General features: G+C 59.2%; 16 protein-coding genes and 1 pseudogene. 5 read left to right on the top strand and 12 right to left on the bottom strand.

What is annotated here, in order from left to right; translation table 11 throughout:
- Positions 1-17 precede the first annotated feature (17 nt).
- From BWR59_RS23765 to BWR59_RS23750, 4 genes are all read right to left on the bottom strand, one after another.
- A complete protein-coding gene (locus tag BWR59_RS23765; RefSeq protein WP_081568090.1) occupies positions 18-803 on the bottom strand; it encodes a transcriptional regulator in 786 nt (261 codons plus the stop codon).
- Positions 800-1,297, bottom strand: coding sequence for an RNA polymerase sigma factor (locus tag BWR59_RS23760; RefSeq protein WP_081568089.1), 498 nt, complete (start codon positions 1,295-1,297; stop codon positions 800-802). Before BWR59_RS23760 ends, BWR59_RS23765 begins: the two co-directional genes overlap by 4 nt.
- Before the next feature lie 65 nt (positions 1,298-1,362).
- Positions 1,363-1,914 carry a tetratricopeptide repeat protein gene (locus tag BWR59_RS23755; RefSeq protein WP_081568088.1) on the bottom strand — a complete coding sequence of 184 codons (552 nt, stop codon included), beginning with the start codon at positions 1,912-1,914 and terminating at the stop codon, positions 1,363-1,365.
- A 71-nt stretch (positions 1,915-1,985) separates the two neighbouring features.
- Positions 1,986-2,567 carry a cytochrome b gene (locus BWR59_RS23750; RefSeq protein ID WP_081568087.1) on the bottom strand — a complete coding sequence of 194 codons (582 nt, stop codon included), beginning with the start codon at positions 2,565-2,567 and terminating at the stop codon, positions 1,986-1,988.
- A gap of 134 nt (positions 2,568-2,701) precedes the next feature.
- On the opposite strand from BWR59_RS23750, the pseudogene BWR59_RS23745 reads away from it, so the two are divergent.
- A pseudogene (locus tag BWR59_RS23745) lies at positions 2,702-3,856 on the top strand (aminotransferase class I/II-fold pyridoxal phosphate-dependent enzyme); the annotation flags it as partial.
- Positions 3,857-4,481: 625 nt separating this feature from the next.
- Positions 4,482-5,810 carry an OprD family porin gene (locus BWR59_RS23740; RefSeq protein ID WP_081568085.1) on the top strand — a complete coding sequence of 443 codons (1,329 nt, stop codon included), beginning with the start codon at positions 4,482-4,484 and terminating at the stop codon, positions 5,808-5,810.
- Between the two features lie 74 nt (positions 5,811-5,884).
- Here BWR59_RS23740 and BWR59_RS23735 read toward each other — a convergent pair whose 3' ends face one another.
- The 3 genes from BWR59_RS23735 to gcl form a co-directional block, all read right to left on the bottom strand.
- The gene (locus tag BWR59_RS23735) at positions 5,885-6,787 is read right to left on the bottom strand and encodes a 2-hydroxy-3-oxopropionate reductase (RefSeq protein ID WP_081568084.1); all 903 of its coding nucleotides are present in this window, start codon (positions 6,785-6,787) and stop codon (positions 5,885-5,887) included.
- Positions 6,788-6,929: 142 nt separating this feature from the next.
- Positions 6,930-7,712: a hydroxypyruvate isomerase gene (gene hyi / locus BWR59_RS23730; RefSeq protein WP_081568083.1), complete on the bottom strand. Its 783-nt coding sequence runs from the start codon at positions 7,710-7,712 to the stop codon at positions 6,930-6,932.
- 39 nt (positions 7,713-7,751) lie between these two features.
- Positions 7,752-9,527: a glyoxylate carboligase gene (gene gcl, locus BWR59_RS23725; RefSeq protein ID WP_081568082.1), complete on the bottom strand. Its 1,776-nt coding sequence runs from the start codon at positions 9,525-9,527 to the stop codon at positions 7,752-7,754.
- 129 nt (positions 9,528-9,656) lie between these two features.
- Between gcl and BWR59_RS23720 the strand changes: the two genes are divergently transcribed.
- The gene (locus BWR59_RS23720) at positions 9,657-10,565 is read left to right on the top strand and encodes a LysR family transcriptional regulator (RefSeq protein WP_081568081.1); all 909 of its coding nucleotides are present in this window, start codon (positions 9,657-9,659) and stop codon (positions 10,563-10,565) included.
- Between the two features lie 154 nt (positions 10,566-10,719).
- On the opposite strand, the gene BWR59_RS23715 is transcribed toward BWR59_RS23720, so the two are convergent.
- The 3 genes from BWR59_RS23715 to BWR59_RS23705 all read right to left on the bottom strand — a co-directional run bounded on the left by BWR59_RS23715 (position 10,720) and on the right by BWR59_RS23705 (position 14,214).
- The gene (locus tag BWR59_RS23715) at positions 10,720-11,487 is read right to left on the bottom strand and encodes a 2-keto-4-pentenoate hydratase (protein WP_081568080.1); all 768 of its coding nucleotides are present in this window, start codon (positions 11,485-11,487) and stop codon (positions 10,720-10,722) included.
- 87 nt (positions 11,488-11,574) lie between these two features.
- The gene (locus BWR59_RS23710) at positions 11,575-12,885 is read right to left on the bottom strand and encodes an MFS transporter (protein WP_081568079.1); all 1,311 of its coding nucleotides are present in this window, start codon (positions 12,883-12,885) and stop codon (positions 11,575-11,577) included.
- A 123-nt stretch (positions 12,886-13,008) separates the two neighbouring features.
- Complete coding sequence (locus BWR59_RS23705; RefSeq protein ID WP_081568078.1) at positions 13,009-14,214, bottom strand: aminotransferase class V-fold PLP-dependent enzyme; 1,206 nt, start codon at positions 14,212-14,214, stop codon at positions 13,009-13,011.
- A gap of 157 nt (positions 14,215-14,371) precedes the next feature.
- On the opposite strand from BWR59_RS23705, the gene BWR59_RS23700 reads away from it, so the two are divergent.
- Positions 14,372-15,100 carry a GntR family transcriptional regulator gene (locus BWR59_RS23700; RefSeq protein WP_081568077.1) on the top strand — a complete coding sequence of 243 codons (729 nt, stop codon included), beginning with the start codon at positions 14,372-14,374 and terminating at the stop codon, positions 15,098-15,100.
- Positions 15,101-15,173: 73 nt separating this feature from the next.
- On the opposite strand, the gene BWR59_RS23695 is transcribed toward BWR59_RS23700, so the two are convergent.
- Together BWR59_RS23695 and BWR59_RS23690 are read right to left on the bottom strand one after the other, a co-directional pair.
- Positions 15,174-15,437 (bottom strand): DUF2790 domain-containing protein, encoded by a 264-nt coding sequence (locus BWR59_RS23695; protein ID WP_081568076.1) that lies wholly within the window; start codon positions 15,435-15,437, stop codon positions 15,174-15,176.
- Between the two features lie 195 nt (positions 15,438-15,632).
- A complete protein-coding gene (locus BWR59_RS23690) occupies positions 15,633-15,905 on the bottom strand; it encodes a DUF2790 domain-containing protein (protein WP_081568075.1) in 273 nt (90 codons plus the stop codon).
- A gap of 334 nt (positions 15,906-16,239) precedes the next feature.
- Between BWR59_RS23690 and BWR59_RS23685 the strand changes: the two genes are divergently transcribed.
- Positions 16,240-17,013, top strand: a complete 774-nt coding sequence (locus tag BWR59_RS23685) for an alpha/beta hydrolase (protein ID WP_081568074.1) — start codon at positions 16,240-16,242, stop codon at positions 17,011-17,013.
- The last annotated feature ends 21 nt before the right edge of the window (positions 17,014-17,034 follow it).

Here is a 17,034-nt window from a genome sequence, read left to right as displayed (position 1 = left end):
ATAAGTGACGCCGTCGCTCACGCGGGCAAGCCTTTTTGAGCGCTGCGAGCCATGATCTGCAGGTCCTCGAAGGGGTTCTTGCCGATCAGCATGAACGCGTGGCCGGGGCTGGACCAATAAACGACATTCAGGCCCATGCGCTCTTCGCTGGCGAGCTTCGCGCTGCCGTTTTTTTCGGCGGTGATGCACAGCGCCAACGGGCCGTGGCGCGGATCCAGATAGGTCAGCTGGCCGATCAGCACGCCCTCGTAGTCGAGGATCTGCGCACGCCGAAACTCCGCGCCGGGCAGGGTCACGGCAGCAAGCGAAAGCGGCAGCCCGAGTTGTTTGCCCACCGAGTCCAGTTGCGCGATGTGGGAATTCACATCCGAGGACAGATGATCCAGGGTTTGCGGGGTGTACAGCACCATGTATTCGGCAACCGAGGCCCGCCAGCCATCGTCGGACTCGACGTTCTGCCAGTTCACGAACAGCCGGTCAGCGGCAATGCCCGCCACGATGAAGCTCGCGGCGGTCGCCAGGAAACCTCGGCGGCTCATGGTCGCCCGGTGCTGGATCGCAGTGGGCGGCAAGCCGTTGAGCATCGCCTGCAGGCGCTCGGTGGGTGCTTCGTCGAGGACTGAATCGAAGGCTTGTCTGAACGGCAACTCCCCGCACTTGAGCTGGTCCAGGCGCGCGGCCACCGGCGCCTCGGTACGCAGCAGGTGATCGATGTGCTGACGCTGTTCGCGGTCCAGTTCATCGTCCAGGTAAGCCACCAGCAATTCGTCTGAAGGTGGGGAGTGCGTGTTGCTGCGGGTCATCGCCGTTCTCCTGTCGATTTATCCGACATGGCGCGTTGTGGAGCGGTTTCAGCCAGTTTCAAGCGTGCGGCGGCCAGCCGGCTCATTACCGTACCGACCGGAATATGCAGGATTTCGGCAGCCTCTTTATACGAAAGCCCTTCAACGTAGGTCAGAAATACCGTCTCACGCTGGGCTTCCGGCAGCGCATTGACGCGCTTGATCACTTGCGCGGCCAGTACCTGATCCTGAGCCTCGGTTTCGCCATCGAACGACAGCTCCTGTTCGGCATCGACGAAACCCTGGCCCTGTCGTACCCGTTGCGAGCGCACTTCATTGAGCCAGATCGAATGCATGATCGACAGCAACCAGCGGTCCAGCCGGGTACCGGCCGTGAACTGCTCGGCGCGTTCAAGGGCACGAACGCAGGTCGCCTGCACCAGATCGTCGGCCAGATGCTTTTGCCGGGACAGCACTAAACCGTAGCGCCACAGGCGTGGCAACAACTGGCCCAGTTCGCTACGAAATTCAGCGTCGCTGGCTATGACTGCCTCCCGATTTTCGCCTGTCGATCTCTGACTCAGGTCTGGGACGCAGCGGCAATCGCCTCGGCCAGATCTTCGTACTCTTCACAGGTGGTGCTGCACAGGGACTTGATCTTCACCAGTTGCTCCTGGGCCAGATCCAGCCGCCCCTTGATGACGTACGCCTCACCCAGGTATTCGCGCACTTGCGCATAGTCGGGGTCCAGCGCCACGGATTTCAGGTAATACCCGATACCTTCGTCTGTTCGGCCCAACTTGCGTGTCGCATACCCACGATAGTTCAGCGCCTTGGCGGTGTTCGGATTTTTCAGTGTGTCCAGCAAGGAAAGAGCCTCTTCATAGCGGCCGTCCTTCGCCAAACGGTAGGCGTAATCGGCGCGATCCGCGTCGGACGTCGCCTTGCTGGTCTGCATCGTGCATTTGCGCGCCTTGCTGTCCCAGACCTGGCCTTTCGGACAATCGGGTTTGGGCGGCGCCGATTCGTCACCCGACGCTCGGGCCTGACCGGCCATCAGCGCCAACGCCATGCAGGTCCCGAAGAACAGGGTGGTGCGGTAACCGACAGCGGATTCGTGGCGGGTATTCATTGTTGTGATGCTCCGTAACGATCGGATCAGATAAGTACAGCAGCCATTGATAAACGCTTGATCTACCGGGTTCAGCCGCGAAGCTCGCCCCGGCGCGCGGGCAACATGCGACGCAGGGTACTGTCACCGAGGATGTAGTGGTGCCACAGCGCCGCGCCGGCGTGCAGACCGGCCAAAAGAATGATCGCCCAGGCCACATTGTCGTGCAGGTTGCCGAATGTGCCGCGCAGGTCGTGGTCGATGACAAAGGGTGCCGGAATGGGGAAAAGGCCGAAAAAGTTGAAAGGTTCACCCTGGGCCCAACGAAACAGGAAACCCAGCACCACTTGCGCCAGCAGCAACAGGTACAGGCAGCCGTGGCCGACCTTGGCGGCGAGGTTGACGGCTGGATGGGTGTCCGTTTTCGGGCGATTACCACCGAACAGGCGCCAGGCGATGCGCGCAGCGATCAGCACGGCCAGCGCGATGCCCAAGGAGATATGTACCGACTGCAGCCCTTTGCGCAGAGGCGTGCCTTTGGCCAGGTTTTCCCAGATGTGAGCGCTGGCGAACATGAAAATCACCAGCGCTGCGGTCAGCCAGTGAAAGGTCCGTGTCAGACCGTCGTAGCGTTGAGACGAGGCATTGGCGAGGCCTGAATGCGTGCTGTTCATGAAGGATCCCTGAGAGTGTTGAGTAAAGAACACCCCAGCCGGAAAACTTATTCGGTAGGTTGCGAAGGATTTTCAAGGTATTTGCGCGGATGCGTTCGATACTGTGGTCGTTTACTCAAGAGAGAGGGTCTGGCATGCGTTTTTCTCCCTTCGTTCAGCGGATCGCCGGTCATGGCGTGGCCGCGTGGGACATTCATCATGCGGCGTTCGACGCCCAGCGCGATGGGCAGGATGTGATCATTCTCAGCATCGGCGATCCTGATTTCGCGACACCGGAATTCATCACCGATGCTGCCGTCAGCGCGCTGCGCGCTGGGGATACCCACTACGCCGACATTCCCGGTCGGCCGAAGCTGCGTCAGGCGATTGCCGCGCGTTACACGGCAACGATCGGTCGGCCGATCAAGCCGCAAAACGTGATTGCAGTGGCGGGGGCGCAGAACGCGCTGTTCGTGGCGTCGATGTGTTTGTTGCAGGCGGGGGACGAGGTCGTCGTACTTGATCCGATGTACGTCACTTATGAAGCAACGCTCAAGGCGTCCGCAGCGACCCTGGTCAGAGCAACCTGTGACGCAAATTCCGGTTTTCGCTTGAACGCTGACAATCTCAAGCGTGCAATCACCGACCGAACCCGTGCGATCTTCCTCTCTAACCCCAACAATCCCACCGGCGTGGTGCTGGACCGCGACGAGCTGCAGGTCATCGCTGATCTAGCGATCAAGCACGATTTGTGGGTGGTGGTGGACGAAGTCTACGAAAGCCTGTGTTACGAACGTCAACACCAGAGCCTGGCCAGTTTCCCGGGCATGGAGAAGCGCTGCGTGGTGATTGGCAGCCTGTCCAAGTCCCACGCCATGACCGGCTGGCGAATCGGCTGGCTGGTCGCGGACACGGAGTTGATTGCCCACGCAGAAAACCTGGCGTTGAGCATGTTGTATGGCTTGCCGGGCTTTGTAATGGAAGGCGCACTGGCAGCGGTTCTGGAGCACGACAAAGTGACTCTGGGCATGCGCGACACCTACCGGCGCCGCCGTGATCTGGTCGTCGCCGGACTCAATGAGTGTCCGGGCATCAAAGTGCTCAGGCCGGACGCCGGCATGTTTGTGCTGGTAGACGTGCGGGGCACCGGCTTGAGTTCGCTGGATTTTGCCTGGCGGCTGTTTCGTGAGGCCGGGGTTTCGGTGCTCGATGCGGCCGCATTTGGCGAACCGGCCCAAGGGTTCGTGCGGCTGTCATTTACCCTTGGGGAAGAAAAGCTCGCCGAGGCCTGTGCGCGGATTGTCAGGTTTGTGAACACGCTCGCGCTTTAATCAAGGCTCACGGCTTGCGGGAGGGCGTGTGGTTGGGGCTTGCCTGATTCTGCCATTCATTAAGCGGCAAGTAAGCGTGATACCGACCTGTCTATCCTGAATTAACCGGACAGTGAAACTTGCATTAAAAATTATTTAATAAAAAAAGCCACCGCACTGACGTGGGGTGGCTAAAAAGTCTTACCAAAGGAATGATGAAGTGGAGCAAGATTCGATTGCCTGATGCTGCGGATTCACCAGGCAGTTGATTCGTGTTCTTCATCGCCGACCACGGTAACACCGCTTTGGAGATTTCAACTATTACAAAGATCGATAGTGACTATCATGACTGGTTTGTGAGTCGCTGGTCGGAAAAATGCTAAAAGTTTTCCGGTCCGGGGAGCACACCCGACAATAATGAAGTGCCATGCGCTTCAGGAAACACAATAAGGAAATGGGCTGAAAGCCTGTCGTTTTGCCGTGATTTCAATAACGGTGTTGATGTTTTTTAGCCCATCTGCCATAGCGCGAATTCCACCGTTTCAAACTTCGCCTGAACTCAGGAGGAAGCCCCGTATCTCGGGGTTTGCGGAACGTTGGGCCTTAATCGAGACAGGGGATAATAATGACGTTTGTGAAATGGAACCTCGTGACGCTGGCGGTTTCGCTGGGCGTGAGTCAACTGGCGACGGCAGGGGTTGTCAGTGATCAATCGGAATCCAAAGGGTTTGTCGAAGACAGCAGTCTCACCGTTCACCTGAAGAACTACTACTTCAACCGTGATGGCAAGAATGGCGGCGGCGACCGCAAGGACTGGACCCAGGGCGTGCTGGGTAACTTCAGCTCCGGCTTCACTCAGGGCACCGTCGGTTTCGGTGTCGATGCCTACGGTTACTGGGGCATCAAGCTCGACGGCGGCGCGGGCACGGCGGGCACCGGCAACCTGCCAGTGGATCGTCATGGCGAGCCAGAAGACGAGTACGGCACCGCAGGCGGTGCGATCAAGATGCGGATCTCCAAGACCGAATTGCGCTACGGCGATCTGCAGCCAGCCGCTCCGGTGTTTGCGGCCGGTGGCTCGCGCCTGTTTCCGCAGACAGCAACCGGCTTCAATCTGTTGAGCAGCGATATCGCCGGGCTTGAGCTGGACGGCGGTCATTTCACCGGCGGCAACGGCCCGGTGACCACCAACCACGATCACGATATCTATGCTTCCTATGCCGGGGTGACTGCCACCAGCATCGATTACGCGGGTGGCAAATATGCATTCACCGACAACCTGACCGCGAGCCTTTATGGTTCCAATCTCAAGGATGTCTGGGATCAGTACTACGGCAACATCAACTACACCCTGCCGGTGACGGGTGATCAGTCGGTGAACTTCGACTTCAATATCTATCGCACCAATGACGCCGGATCAGCCAAGGCAGGGGATATCAGCAACACCACCTGGTCTCTGGCAGCCGCGTATTCTTTCCTCACGGCGCACACGGTCACTCTGGCCTACCAGAAAGTTCACGGCGATACCCCCTTCGACTATGTGGCTTTCGGGATTAACGGCCCTGGCGATACCGCTGACTCGATCTTCCTTGCCAACTCCGTTCAATATTCCGACTTCAACGGTCCGGGCGAGAAGTCGTGGCAAGCGCGTTATGACTTGAACATGGCGAGTTACGGCGTACCCGGCCTTAGTTTCATGGCCCGTTATATCACCGGTGACGATATTGACGGCTCGCATATGCCATCCAACAGCACCTATGTCAATTACGGCTATGGTGACGATGGCAAACACCATGAAACCGATATCGAAGCCAAATATGTTGTTCAGTCCGGTCCTGTGAAGGACCTGTCGCTGCGCATGCGTCAGTCTTTCCATCGGGCCAATGCTGACCAGGCTGAAGGCGATAACAACGAACTGCGCCTGATCGCCGATTACCCGATCAACGTGTTCTGATCGCTTAACACCGGCTGAAAAAAAGCCAGGCCCCCGTGAAGGAGGCCTGGCTTTTCAGTCTCTGGCGAACTGAATCAGTCCGGCTTGTGATCGCCACGAATCGAGAAGTTCGACATGTGTTCCAGGCCTTTGATCAGGCCGGAGTGATCCCAGCCGCTGCCACCCAGTGACGCGCAGGTGCTGAACACTTGTTGCGCATTGGCAGTGTTCGGCAGGTTCAGGCCGAGTTCGCGAGCGCCTTCCAGTGCCAGGTTCAGGTCCTTCTGGTGCAGGGCGATGCGGAAGCCCGGATTGAACGTGCCCTTGATCATGCGTTCACCGTGCACTTCGAGGATCTTCGACGACGCGAAGCCCCCCATCAGCGCCTCACGGACCTTGGCCGGATCTGCACCATTCTTCGAGGCGAACAGCAGCGCTTCTGCCACGGCCTGGATGTTCAGGGCGACGATGATCTGGTTGGCGACTTTGGCGGTCTGGCCGTCACCGTTCCCGCCGACCAGGGTGATGTTCTTGCCCATGGTCTGGAACAGTGGCAGGGCGCGGTCGAAGGTGCCCTGATTGCCGCCGACCATGATGCTCAGGGTCGCTGCCTTGGCGCCGACTTCACCGCCCGACACGGGTGCATCGAGGTATTGCGCGCCAGTGGCGTTGATCTTCTCGGCGAACGCTTTGGTGGCGGAAGGGGAGATCGAACTCATGTCGATGACGACCTTGCCTGCGCCGGTGCCTTCGCTCAGGCCGTTCTCGCCAAACAGCACGTCGTTGACCTGCGGGGTGTCCGGCAGCATGACGATGATGAACTCGGCTTCCTGCGCCACTTCACGCGGGTTGCCCAATACTGTCGCGCCACCCTCGACCAGCGAGGCAGGAGGCGCCACGAAATGCCTGGACAGGAACAGTTGGTGACCTGCTTTCTGCAGGTTTTCCGCCATTGGCAGGCCCATGATGCCGGTGCCGATGAAACCGATGTTAGCCATAGTAACCTCTCATTTTTGTGCAGGACCGCAGACTCAAGGCGGTTACAGCTGCAAGCTTCGAGCTGCAAGCCTCACGTCGTATCGCGATCATCTGGTTGTCAATTCTTGTGGCTTGGAGCCGGGGCTTGCAGCCGCGGCAGGCCTAAATCAAATTATGGGTTTTCAGCCAGCCGAGGCCCGCTTCGGTGGTGGTCAGCGGCTTGTACTCGCAGCCGATCCAGCCGCGATAACCCAGCTTGTCGAGATGTCCGAACAGGAACCCGTAATTGATTTCGCCAGTGCCCGGTTCGTGCCGCCCGGGGTTGTCCGCCAGCTGTACGTGACGAATCACCGGCAGGTTCTTTTCCATGGTCCGGGCCAGGTCGCCCTCCATGATCTGCATGTGGTAGATGTCGTACTGCAGCGACAGATTGCGGCTGCCGACTTTCTCGCGAATCTCCAGCGCCTGAGCGGTGGTGTTGAGGTAAAAGCCCGGGATGTCGAGGGTGTTGATCATCTCCATGACCAGATCGATACCCTGAGCCTGCAGCTTGTCGGCGGCGTACTTGAGGTTGTCGACGAAGGTCTTTTCGATCAGCGCATCATCGAAACCCTGCGGCTTGATCCCGGCCAGGCAGTTGACCTGGGTATTGCCCAGCACTTTGGCGTAGGCAATGGCCAGATCGACGCCGGCGTAGAACTCTTCAACCCGGTCCGGGTGGCAGGCAATCCCGCGCTCACCCTTGGCCCAGTCGCCAGCGGGCAGGTTGAACAGCACTTGGGTCAGGCCGTGGGCGTCCAGTTCGGCCTTGATCTGGGCCGAGCTGAAGTCGTACGGAAACAGGTATTCGACACCGCTGAAGCCCGCATTGGCGGCCGCTTCGAAGCGTTTCAGAAAGTCCAGCTCGGTGAAGAGCATCGACAGGTTGGCGCATAAACGTGGCATGGTTGGCTCCTTGTTCTCGCTCTTGTTAATCGGCGCTGATCAGTCCAGCAGGCTGATGGCAGTCGGGGCGTCGTCGCGGTGCTCGGCCAGCGACTCGAATTCGTTGATCGCGTTGATCTCGGTGCCCATGGCGATGTTGGTCACGCGCTCCAGGATGATCTCGACAACCACCGGCACGCTGTACTGTTGCATCATGCTCGTGGCTTCGGCGAAGGCGGCCTGAATGTGCGCCGGATCGGTAACCCGGATCGCCTTGCAGCCCAGCCCTTCGGCGACCGCGATATGGTCGACGCCATAACCCTCCAGCTCAGGGGCGTTGATGTTGTCGAACGCCAGTTGCACGCAGTAATCGATGTCGAAGTTGCGCTGCGCCTGACGGATCAGGCCCAGGTAGGAGTTGTTCACCACGACGTGGATGTACGGCAGCTTGAACTGCGCGCCCACGGCCAGCTCTTCGATCATGAACTGGAAGTCGTAATCGCCGGACAACGCGACGACCTTGCGGCTCGGGTCGGCCTTCGCCACGCCCAGCGCAGCCGGGATGGTCCAGCCCAACGGGCCCGCCTGACCACAGTTGATCCAGTGACGCGGCTTGTAGACGTGCAGGAACTGCGCGCCAGCGATCTGCGACAGGCCGATGGTGCTGATGTAGCAGGTGTCCTTGCCGAAGTACTGGTTCATCTCCTCATAGACACGTTGCGGTTTGACCGGAATGTTCTCGTAGTGGGTCTTGCGCTGCATCGTGCGCTTGCGTTCCTGACAGCTGGCGAGCCAAGTGCTGCGGTCCTTGAGCTTGCCAGCGGTGTGCCACTCACGGGCGACTTCGAGGAACATCGCCAAGGCGGCGCCTGCATCGGAAACGATGCCCAGGTCCGGCGTCAGCACGCGGCCGATCTGGGTCGGCTCGATGTCGACGTGGATGAACTTGCGGCCTTCGCTGTACACCGAAACGGTCCCGGTGTGGCGGTTGGCCCAGCGGTTGCCGATGCCCAGCACCATGTCTGACTCAAGCATGGTGGCGTTGCCGTAACGATGGGAGGTCTGCAGACCGACCATACCGGCCATTTGCGGGTGATCATCAGGAATCGTGCCCCAGCCCATCAGGGTAGGGATCACAGGAATGCCTGTGAGCTCGGCGAATTCGACCAGTGCGTCTGACGCATCGGCGTTGATGATGCCGCCACCGGCGACGATCAATGGACGCTCGGAGGCGTTGAGCATCGCCAGGGCTTTTTCGACCTGATTGCGGCTGGCCTGCGGCTTGATGACTGGCAGTGGTTCGTAGGCGTCGATGTCGAATTCGATTTCGGCCATCTGCACGTCGAACGGCAGGTCGATCAGCACCGGGCCCGGACGGCCGCTGCGCATCAGCTGGAAGGCTTTCTGGAACACGTACGGCACCTGGCCCGGTTCCATGACGGTGGTGGCCCATTTGGCGACCGGCGCCGCGATGCTGGCGATGTCGACCGCCTGGAAGTCTTCCTTGTGCATACGGGCACGTGGCGCCTGACCGGTGATGCAGAGGATCGGGATCGAGTCGGCGGAAGCGGAGTAGAGGCCGGTGATCATGTCGGTACCGGCAGGGCCGGACGTACCGATGCACACACCGATGTTGCCGGCGATGGCGCGGGTGTAACCCTCGGCCATGTGCGAGGCGCCTTCGACGTGGCGGGCCAGCACGTGATCGATGCCGCCGAGTTTCTTGAATGCGGCGTACAGCGGGTTGATGGCAGCGCCAGGGATACCGAACGCGGTATCCACCCCTTCGCGACGCATCACCAGAACGGCGGCTTCGATGGCTCTCATGATGGTCATTTGTTAGTCTCCTCAACTCGATAGTTTTTGTACGTAGCTTTATTGTTTTTCTACGTAACCAGCCTGATTTGAATTGAAGTTTTTGTGAATGGCTGCTTTTGGCAGTTCTGTCGGTATCAGGAGTATCGAATGGATCGTTACACAGAAGTGCGCAGCTACGTGCTGGTCGCCACCCACGGCAGTTTTGCCGCGGCGGCATTGGTGGAAGGCGTGACGCCAGTGATCATGGGACGACGCTTGAGCGCACTGGAGGATCGACTGGGGGTGAAGCTGATTCACCGCTCGACACGCGGCCTGACCCTGACCGACGCCGGTGATTCGTATCTGGAAAACGCCAAGCTGGTATTGCAGTCATTCGAGGAGCTGGACGCCAGCATCAGCGAGAACGAAAGCAGCGTGCGCGGGCACCTGGTGGTATCGGCGCCCGCCGGTTTCGGACGTCAGCATGTGGCGCCCCATGCGCCGGAATTTCAGGCACGATTCCCGGATTTGCAGCTGTCGTTCAACCTCACCGACAACGTGGTGGATCTGGTGCGTGAGGGGTATGACATGAGTATCCGCATCGGCGAGGTGCTCGACCCCAATTACGTGGCGATCAGGCTGTACGCCAACAAACGCGTGGTGTGTGGCTCACCGCAGTATTTCGCCGAACATGGTTTTCCGCAGACGCTGGAAGAGTTGCCTCAGCACAACTGTCTGTCGTTCAACCTGCAAGGCGGTCAGCACCGCGGCTGGACGTTCTTGCGTGACGGCAAACAGGTGGCGATCAAGGTGGCGGGTAATCTGTATTGCAATGACGGCGAGTTGCTGTATGACTGGGCCAAGCGCGGTCTGGGCTTGTGCTGGCGCTCGACCTGGGAGATTCAGAACGAGGTCGAGAGCGGCGCGCTGGTGACCGTGCTCGACGAGTTCGCGCTGCCCAGTTACGACATTCAGGGCGTGTATCCGCAGCAGCATTATCTGCCGGCGAAGGTGCGGTTCTTTATTGCGTTTCTGAAGGAGGTGTACAACCGGCCAGGGTATTGGCAGCAGGGTTGAGGCTGGTGGGTTGCCAAGCCAAGAGCTCAGCGCAGTACTGTTGGCAGGTCAGAGCCCTGTGGGAGGGAGCTTGCTCGCGAAGACGTCGTTTCAGTCGACTCGGCAGTGACTGATCCTAAGCATTCGCGAGCAAGCTCCCTCCCACGGGATGCGATCAGATCAGCTCCACCGAAATCGGCGGTAGCCCACGAATCTCACCCACGGCCAGCCCCGGCCCCTTGGTCTGATACATCCCGGTGTAGGAACCGGTGGTGATCACCAGATCCGGCGTCACGCTCAATCCATTCCGGGTGTGGTGGTTGACCAGCCAAGGCAACAGCCGACGTGGGTCACCGGCCGGATTTGCGCCGTCGCCGGGCACGATGTCTTCTCCTGCGTAGGTGAACGTCAGCGCTGGCTCAACGAATGGGAAACTGGCGTCGTACGGCACGAAATCGCCGATGATCAACGCGCCATGGTTCAACAGATCCCCCAACGCCAACAGTGGCTCGATCTTCGGCCAGGCCGCAAAACGGCTGGAAACCACTTCAATCGTCGTGCCCATCGAACCGATGCTGCTCAGCACTTCTTCGTCGGAGTAGGGTTGTTCGCGAGGGGTGAACTCCCGGTTCAGGCGGAAGGCGATTTCCAGTTCCAGAATCGGCGACGGGTAGTCGACGCATTCAACCTGGCTGCCACTGGCAAACAGGCCGTCTTCGGGCAACAGTGCGCCATTGATCGGTCCGCCACTGGTGGATTTGGAACCGACTTTCCAGCCGCCGACAGTCGTGTCGCGCAGGCGCAGGATTTCACGCTGCAGGGCATAGGCAGCGGCAGCATCGGCAGGGACGTGCTCCGGACGAATCTCGGTGAGTTTCTGACCGTCGTGCATGGCGTCGACGATCAATTGGGCAATGTTCGCTGGGTGAGACGGTTGATTCACGCGGGACTTCCTTCAGACAGTTGAATGGAAAGCGCTCCACGGTGCAGACCGGCGTCGGACCGTGGAGCCAGCACAGCTACTCTAACCTCATTTGCTCACCACTGCGGAAGCGGGCGCCTGCTCCGAGACCTGCAGCGCCCCGGCGGCGGGTGCTTCAGGAACGCTGAATTTATCTTCAGGCTTCATGCGCAGGGCCAGTATCACGCCGATTGCCATCAGCACCACACTGCCGACAAAGGGCAACTCCCAACTGCCGAAACGGTCGATCACGTAGCCTGAGACCACCGGCGACAGAATCGCTGCGGCCGCCGAGCCGGTGTTCATGATTCCCGAGGCTGTCCCGCTGTATTCCGGAGCAATGTCCATAGGGATTGCCCACATCGGGCCGATGGTCATTTCCGCGAAAAAGAAGCCGCCCGCCAGGCACGCCATCGAGAGGTAGACGTTGTGGCTGAACATGACCGGAATCACGCACAGCAGCGTCAGAAACATGCAGATCGCAACCATCCAGCTGCGTGAGCGTTTCAGGCACTTGGTCTTGATCAGCAGCCGGTCGGTGACCAGACCGCCCAGGGTGTCGCCAACCACGCCGGCCAAGAATACCGCCGACGCGAAAATCGCCGACTTCTTCAGGTCCATGTTGTAGCTGTGCAGGAAGTATTGCGGGATCCACGACAGGAACAGCCACAGGGTCCAGCCGTAGCAGAAATAGACGATGGTCACCGGGAACATGCGCTTGAACAAAGGTTTCCATGGCACTTTAGGCGGCTTGGGTTTGGGCGGTGGCAACAGTGCCAGTTCGGCTTGGGTAATGCTCGGATGATCCTTGGGATGCTCGGTGAAAACGAATGCCCACATCACCACCCATACCAGACTGATTGCCCCGCAAACGAAGAACGCTGCACGCCAGCTATACGTGGCCATGATCGCCACCACCGCTGCAGGGGCGACGGCGTTACCGATCCGGGCGGCGGAGTGAGTGACGCCCTGGGCGAAACCGCGTTTTTCCTTCGGGACCCAGCGCGACATGGCGGCGGTGGCGGCGGGGAAGGTTGCCCCTTCGCCCAGGCCCAGCAGCAGACGCGCAGCGAGCAGGGAGAACAGGCCGCCAGCGAAACCGGTGAGCACCGTCGCGAGGCCCCACAAGGCGCCGCAGACGATCAGCGTCCGGCGCGCACCGTATTTGTCGCTGATCCAGCCACCGATGATCTGAAACACCAGATACGGATAAGCGAAGGCCGAGAACACCAGCCCGATCTGCGTGTTGGACAGACCGAATTCGGTGCCGAAACCGGACGCGGCGGTACTAACGTTGACGCGGTCCAGGTAGGTAATGAAATACATGACGCAGAGCATGAGTAGCACCATGCTCGTGGGGCGTAGGCGGAACAGTTTCATGACGCTATCTCCAGTTTCTTATTGTTTGCGCGCGAAGGCGCATGAGTCGGGATAGGACAGGAGCAGTTACGGGTTGCAGGCTTCAAGCGGCAAGCAGGACGCCGCTTGAAAGCCTTTTGATCTTCATCGCTGGAAGGGCACCTTCTGCGAGCCAATGAAATCCATGGCTGCCGCGACGCCGCTGCCATTGAGTTTCACCCCGGCCATTTGCAGGCCCATTTCGCAGCCCGCCAGGGTCGCCATCAGGGTGAGGTCGTTGCAGTCGCCCAAATGACCGATGCGGAACATGCGGCCTTTCATCTTGCCCAGGCCCGTGCCCAGAGACATGTCGAAGCGCTCGTAAATCACCTTGCGCACCTGGTCGGCGTCGATGCCATCCGGAGTCATCACGCCGGTCAGTACCGGGCTGTAAACCGCAGGGTCCGCGCACTGGATCGGCAGACCCCAGGCGTTCACGGCCGTGCGGCAGGCCTGCGCCAGACGGTGGTGACGGGCAAATACATTGTCCAGCCCTTCGGCCAGAATCATGTCCAGTGCTTCGGACAGGCCATACAGCAGGTTGGTGTTGGGGGTGTACGGCCAATAGCCGGTCTTGTTCATCTCGATGATCTCGTCCCAGGCCCAGAAACTACGGGGCAAGCGCGCGTTTTTGCTGGCAGCGACGGCTTTGGGGGAGACCGCGTTGAAGCTGATGCCGGGGGGTAACATCAATCCTTTCTGTGAGCCGGAAACGGTGACGTCCACACCCCATTCGTCATGGCGATAATCGGCTGAGGCGAGCCCGGAAATGGTGTCCACCAGCAACAGCGCGGGATGGCCTGCCGCGTCGATGGCCTTGCGCACCGAAGCGATGTCGGAAGTCACGCCGGTGCTGGTTTCGTTATGCACGACGCACACGGCCTTGATGCTGTGGCCCGGGTCGTTACGCAGGCGCTCTTCGATCTTGCTGGCATCCACACCATAGCGCCAGCCTTCGATACCCGGCAGGCCCAGAAACTCGGGCTCGATACCCAGGCTTTCCGCCATCTTCTTCCACAACGTGGCGAAGTGGCCAGTTTCAAACATCAGCACTTTGTCGCCTGCACTCAGTGTGTTGCACAGCGCGGCTTCCCAGGCACCGGTGCCGGAAGCGGGGTAAATGATCACCGGTTGTGTGGTTTTGAAAATCTGCTTGATGCCGGCTAGTACCTTCAGCCCTAACTCGGCGAACTCCGGGCCGCGATGGTCGATGGTGGGGTAACTCATGGCGCGCAGGATGCGATCCGGTACCGGGCTTGGCCCAGGGATTTGCAGGAAGTGACGGCCGGCAGGGTGGAAATCGAGCTTCATGGTGGTTCGCCTCTGTTTTTGTATTTTGAATGCAAAATACATTAGCAGCGGTTTTGCTTCCGTCAAATCGATAACGAAAATGCGCGATGGACGCCTTTTTTCGCCGCACAGGTGGAAATTTTGTCTTAGTATCCGTGCATCACTGTGAGGACTTTGTATGCAAGATTCAGATTTCTCGATGTCCACGGAAGGCGTGAAACAGTTACCCAAGCTGGCACGTCAGCGCCTGCATGACACCGTGGTAGAGCACCTGCGCAGTTTCATCATCGAAGGAACGCTGGGCGCCGGCACCAAGCTCAACGAGCGCGAATTGTGCGAAACCCTGGGGATTTCTCGCACGCCGTTACGGGAAGCCTTGAAGGTGCTGGCGGCTGAAGGCTTGATCGAAATCTCGCCAAATCGTGGTGCCAGCGTCGCCCGTATGTCGGAACTGGAGATTCGCGAGGCGTTCGAGCTGATGAGCGGTCTGGAAGCCTTCGCCGGGGAATTGGCCTGTGAGCGCATCACGGTCGATGAGCTGGACGAGATCAAGGCGCTGCATTACGCGATGATCGTCTGCAAGAACCAGAACGACCTGCCGGGTTATTACCAGCGTAACCGGGCGATTCACGATTTGATCAATCTGGCGGCACGCAACTCGGCGCTGCGGCAGACCTACATGGCCTTGAACTGGCGCATTCAGGCGCTGCGGTTTCGCTCGAATCTGCAGACGCCGAAATGGGATCGGGCCGTGCACGACCATGAGGAAATGATTCAGGCGCTGGAAGCTCGCGACGGCAAACGTCTGAGCGCAATCCTGCGACAACACCTGCTCGCCAAGCGCGACGCACTGATGTTGATGGTGGGGCAGGCGGATGAGCACCCGGGTTCGATAAGACGCCCATAAAAAAACCGCTGCTTGGATGGCAGCGGTTTTTCAATGAGGGTCGGTTCCTGCGCGCAGTACCCTGCGCCGAGTCTCAACCATTCTGGCAACCATCACCGAGGCGGGTGTATTCCATATTGTGGGTCACGCCTTTGCTGTCGACGTAAACCATGTGTGCTTCAACCGGACCGCACTCGGTGGCGACGTTGCTGGCGGTGGTCATGCTCACTACTTTGGCGATGTCCAGGTGTTGCGAGTAGTTGTACTCGACAGCAGCGGGCGCTGATTCGCTGACGTCGCTGTTGGCTGACGCAAATGCGCTGAAAATGGAAAGGGCTGCAAACAGGGCGTATTTCATGATGTCACTCCGCAGAAGTTTAAATAGTCGTGAGGTTTGCTCTTGGATTTGATTCTAAGAGCGAGGACAAATTTTAAAAAATGGTCGCTGTCGATACGCGCCATCATCAAAAGTGATGAGCATTAACTGAATTGATTAACAGGGGATTAATTGTTCCGTTTCGCGTAATGGATTGTTGCCGGGAACTGTAAATATTCAGCCCTTTTCACACTCGTCACCCAGCCGTGTGTATTCCAGCTTGTGGCTGACACCCTTGCTGTCGACATACTCCATCTGCGCCTTGATCGGCCCGCATTCACTGGCTCCGCTGCTGGCATTGCTGATCCGCACCACCTTGGCAATGTCCAGATCCTGGGTGTAGTCGTATGGGTCGTTCTGGGGGGCGGAAGCCGATGCGCTGCCGAGGTTATCGTTGGCAGACGCGAAAAGGCTGAACATCGACAGGGCGGCAAACAGTGCGTATTTCATGACGAACTCCAACTCATCTGGCGGCGCAAGCGGCAGGGCGGGTGGCTTGCTGATGGGCTGATTCTAAGTACCGCGGTTGCGGCGCAAGAAATATTGTCTGTCGATAGGCGACATCATCAGTCGTGATACACCACGCGCCCGTTGTATTAACGCGTTTCGGGTAAAAGAGTGTTGTTTGTTTTGTCGGTAATTCGGGTGAGTTATGAAGTCACCTAAAGACGATTTGCGCGAATGTTTTGATGGCGTGGAATAAATCCGAACAGGGAGCGTCTTGCTTGCATCATTCGATGAACACTCTGTGTTTTGTATTTTCCCCGTTCGAGACTCAAACCTCATGAAAACTTGCAACCTGCGTTCCCTGTTCGCCATTGCCGCCCTCGCTCTCGCCGCCGGCACCGCCAACGCCGCACCCACTGCGCCGGTGCACAACATCGTGCTGGTCCACGGCGCCTTCGTGAATGGAGCGGGCTGGAAGCCGGTCTACGACATTCTGGTCAAGGACGGCTACCACGTCTCGGTCGCTGCGCATCCGCTGACCTCGTTCAACGACGATGTCACGGCGGTCAAACGCATTCTGGCCATGCAGGACGGCCCGACCATTCTGGTAGGGCACAGCTATGGCGGCGCGGTGATCTCCAACGCCGGTGAGGATTCCCACGTCGCCGGGCTGGTCTACATCGCGGCTCACGCGCTGGATGTCGGCGAAACCGAAGCCGCCAACGGCAAGCTGTACCCCAACGCCACCAAGGCCGTGAAGAAGACCGACGACGGCTTCCTCTACCTTGACCCTGCGTTCTACCCTGCGGATTTCGCCGCCGACCTGCCCAAGGCCCAGGCCGAGTTCGAGGCCAACGCCCAGTCCCTGACTTCGGCATCGGTGTTCACCACCCCGGCCACCGTCGCCGCGTGGAAGACCAAGCCAAGCTGGTACGCGGTCGCCAAATCCGACCGGATCATCAACCCCGATCTGGAGCGCATGTACGCCAAACGCGCCAACGCTCACACCATCGAAATCGACGGCGCGAGCCATGCAGTGTATGAGTCGCATCCCCAGGAAGTCGCGGCGCTGATCGAACAGGCTGCGCAGCACGCACTGGATGGCAAATAACCGCCAGTCGACCTCAGTGAC

It is taken from the genome of Pseudomonas sp. Bc-h (genome assembly GCF_002080045.1).
In the GTDB taxonomy this organism is placed as follows: domain Bacteria; phylum Pseudomonadota; class Gammaproteobacteria; order Pseudomonadales; family Pseudomonadaceae; genus Aquipseudomonas.
This window is presented reverse-complemented; position numbering and strand designations above follow the sequence as displayed.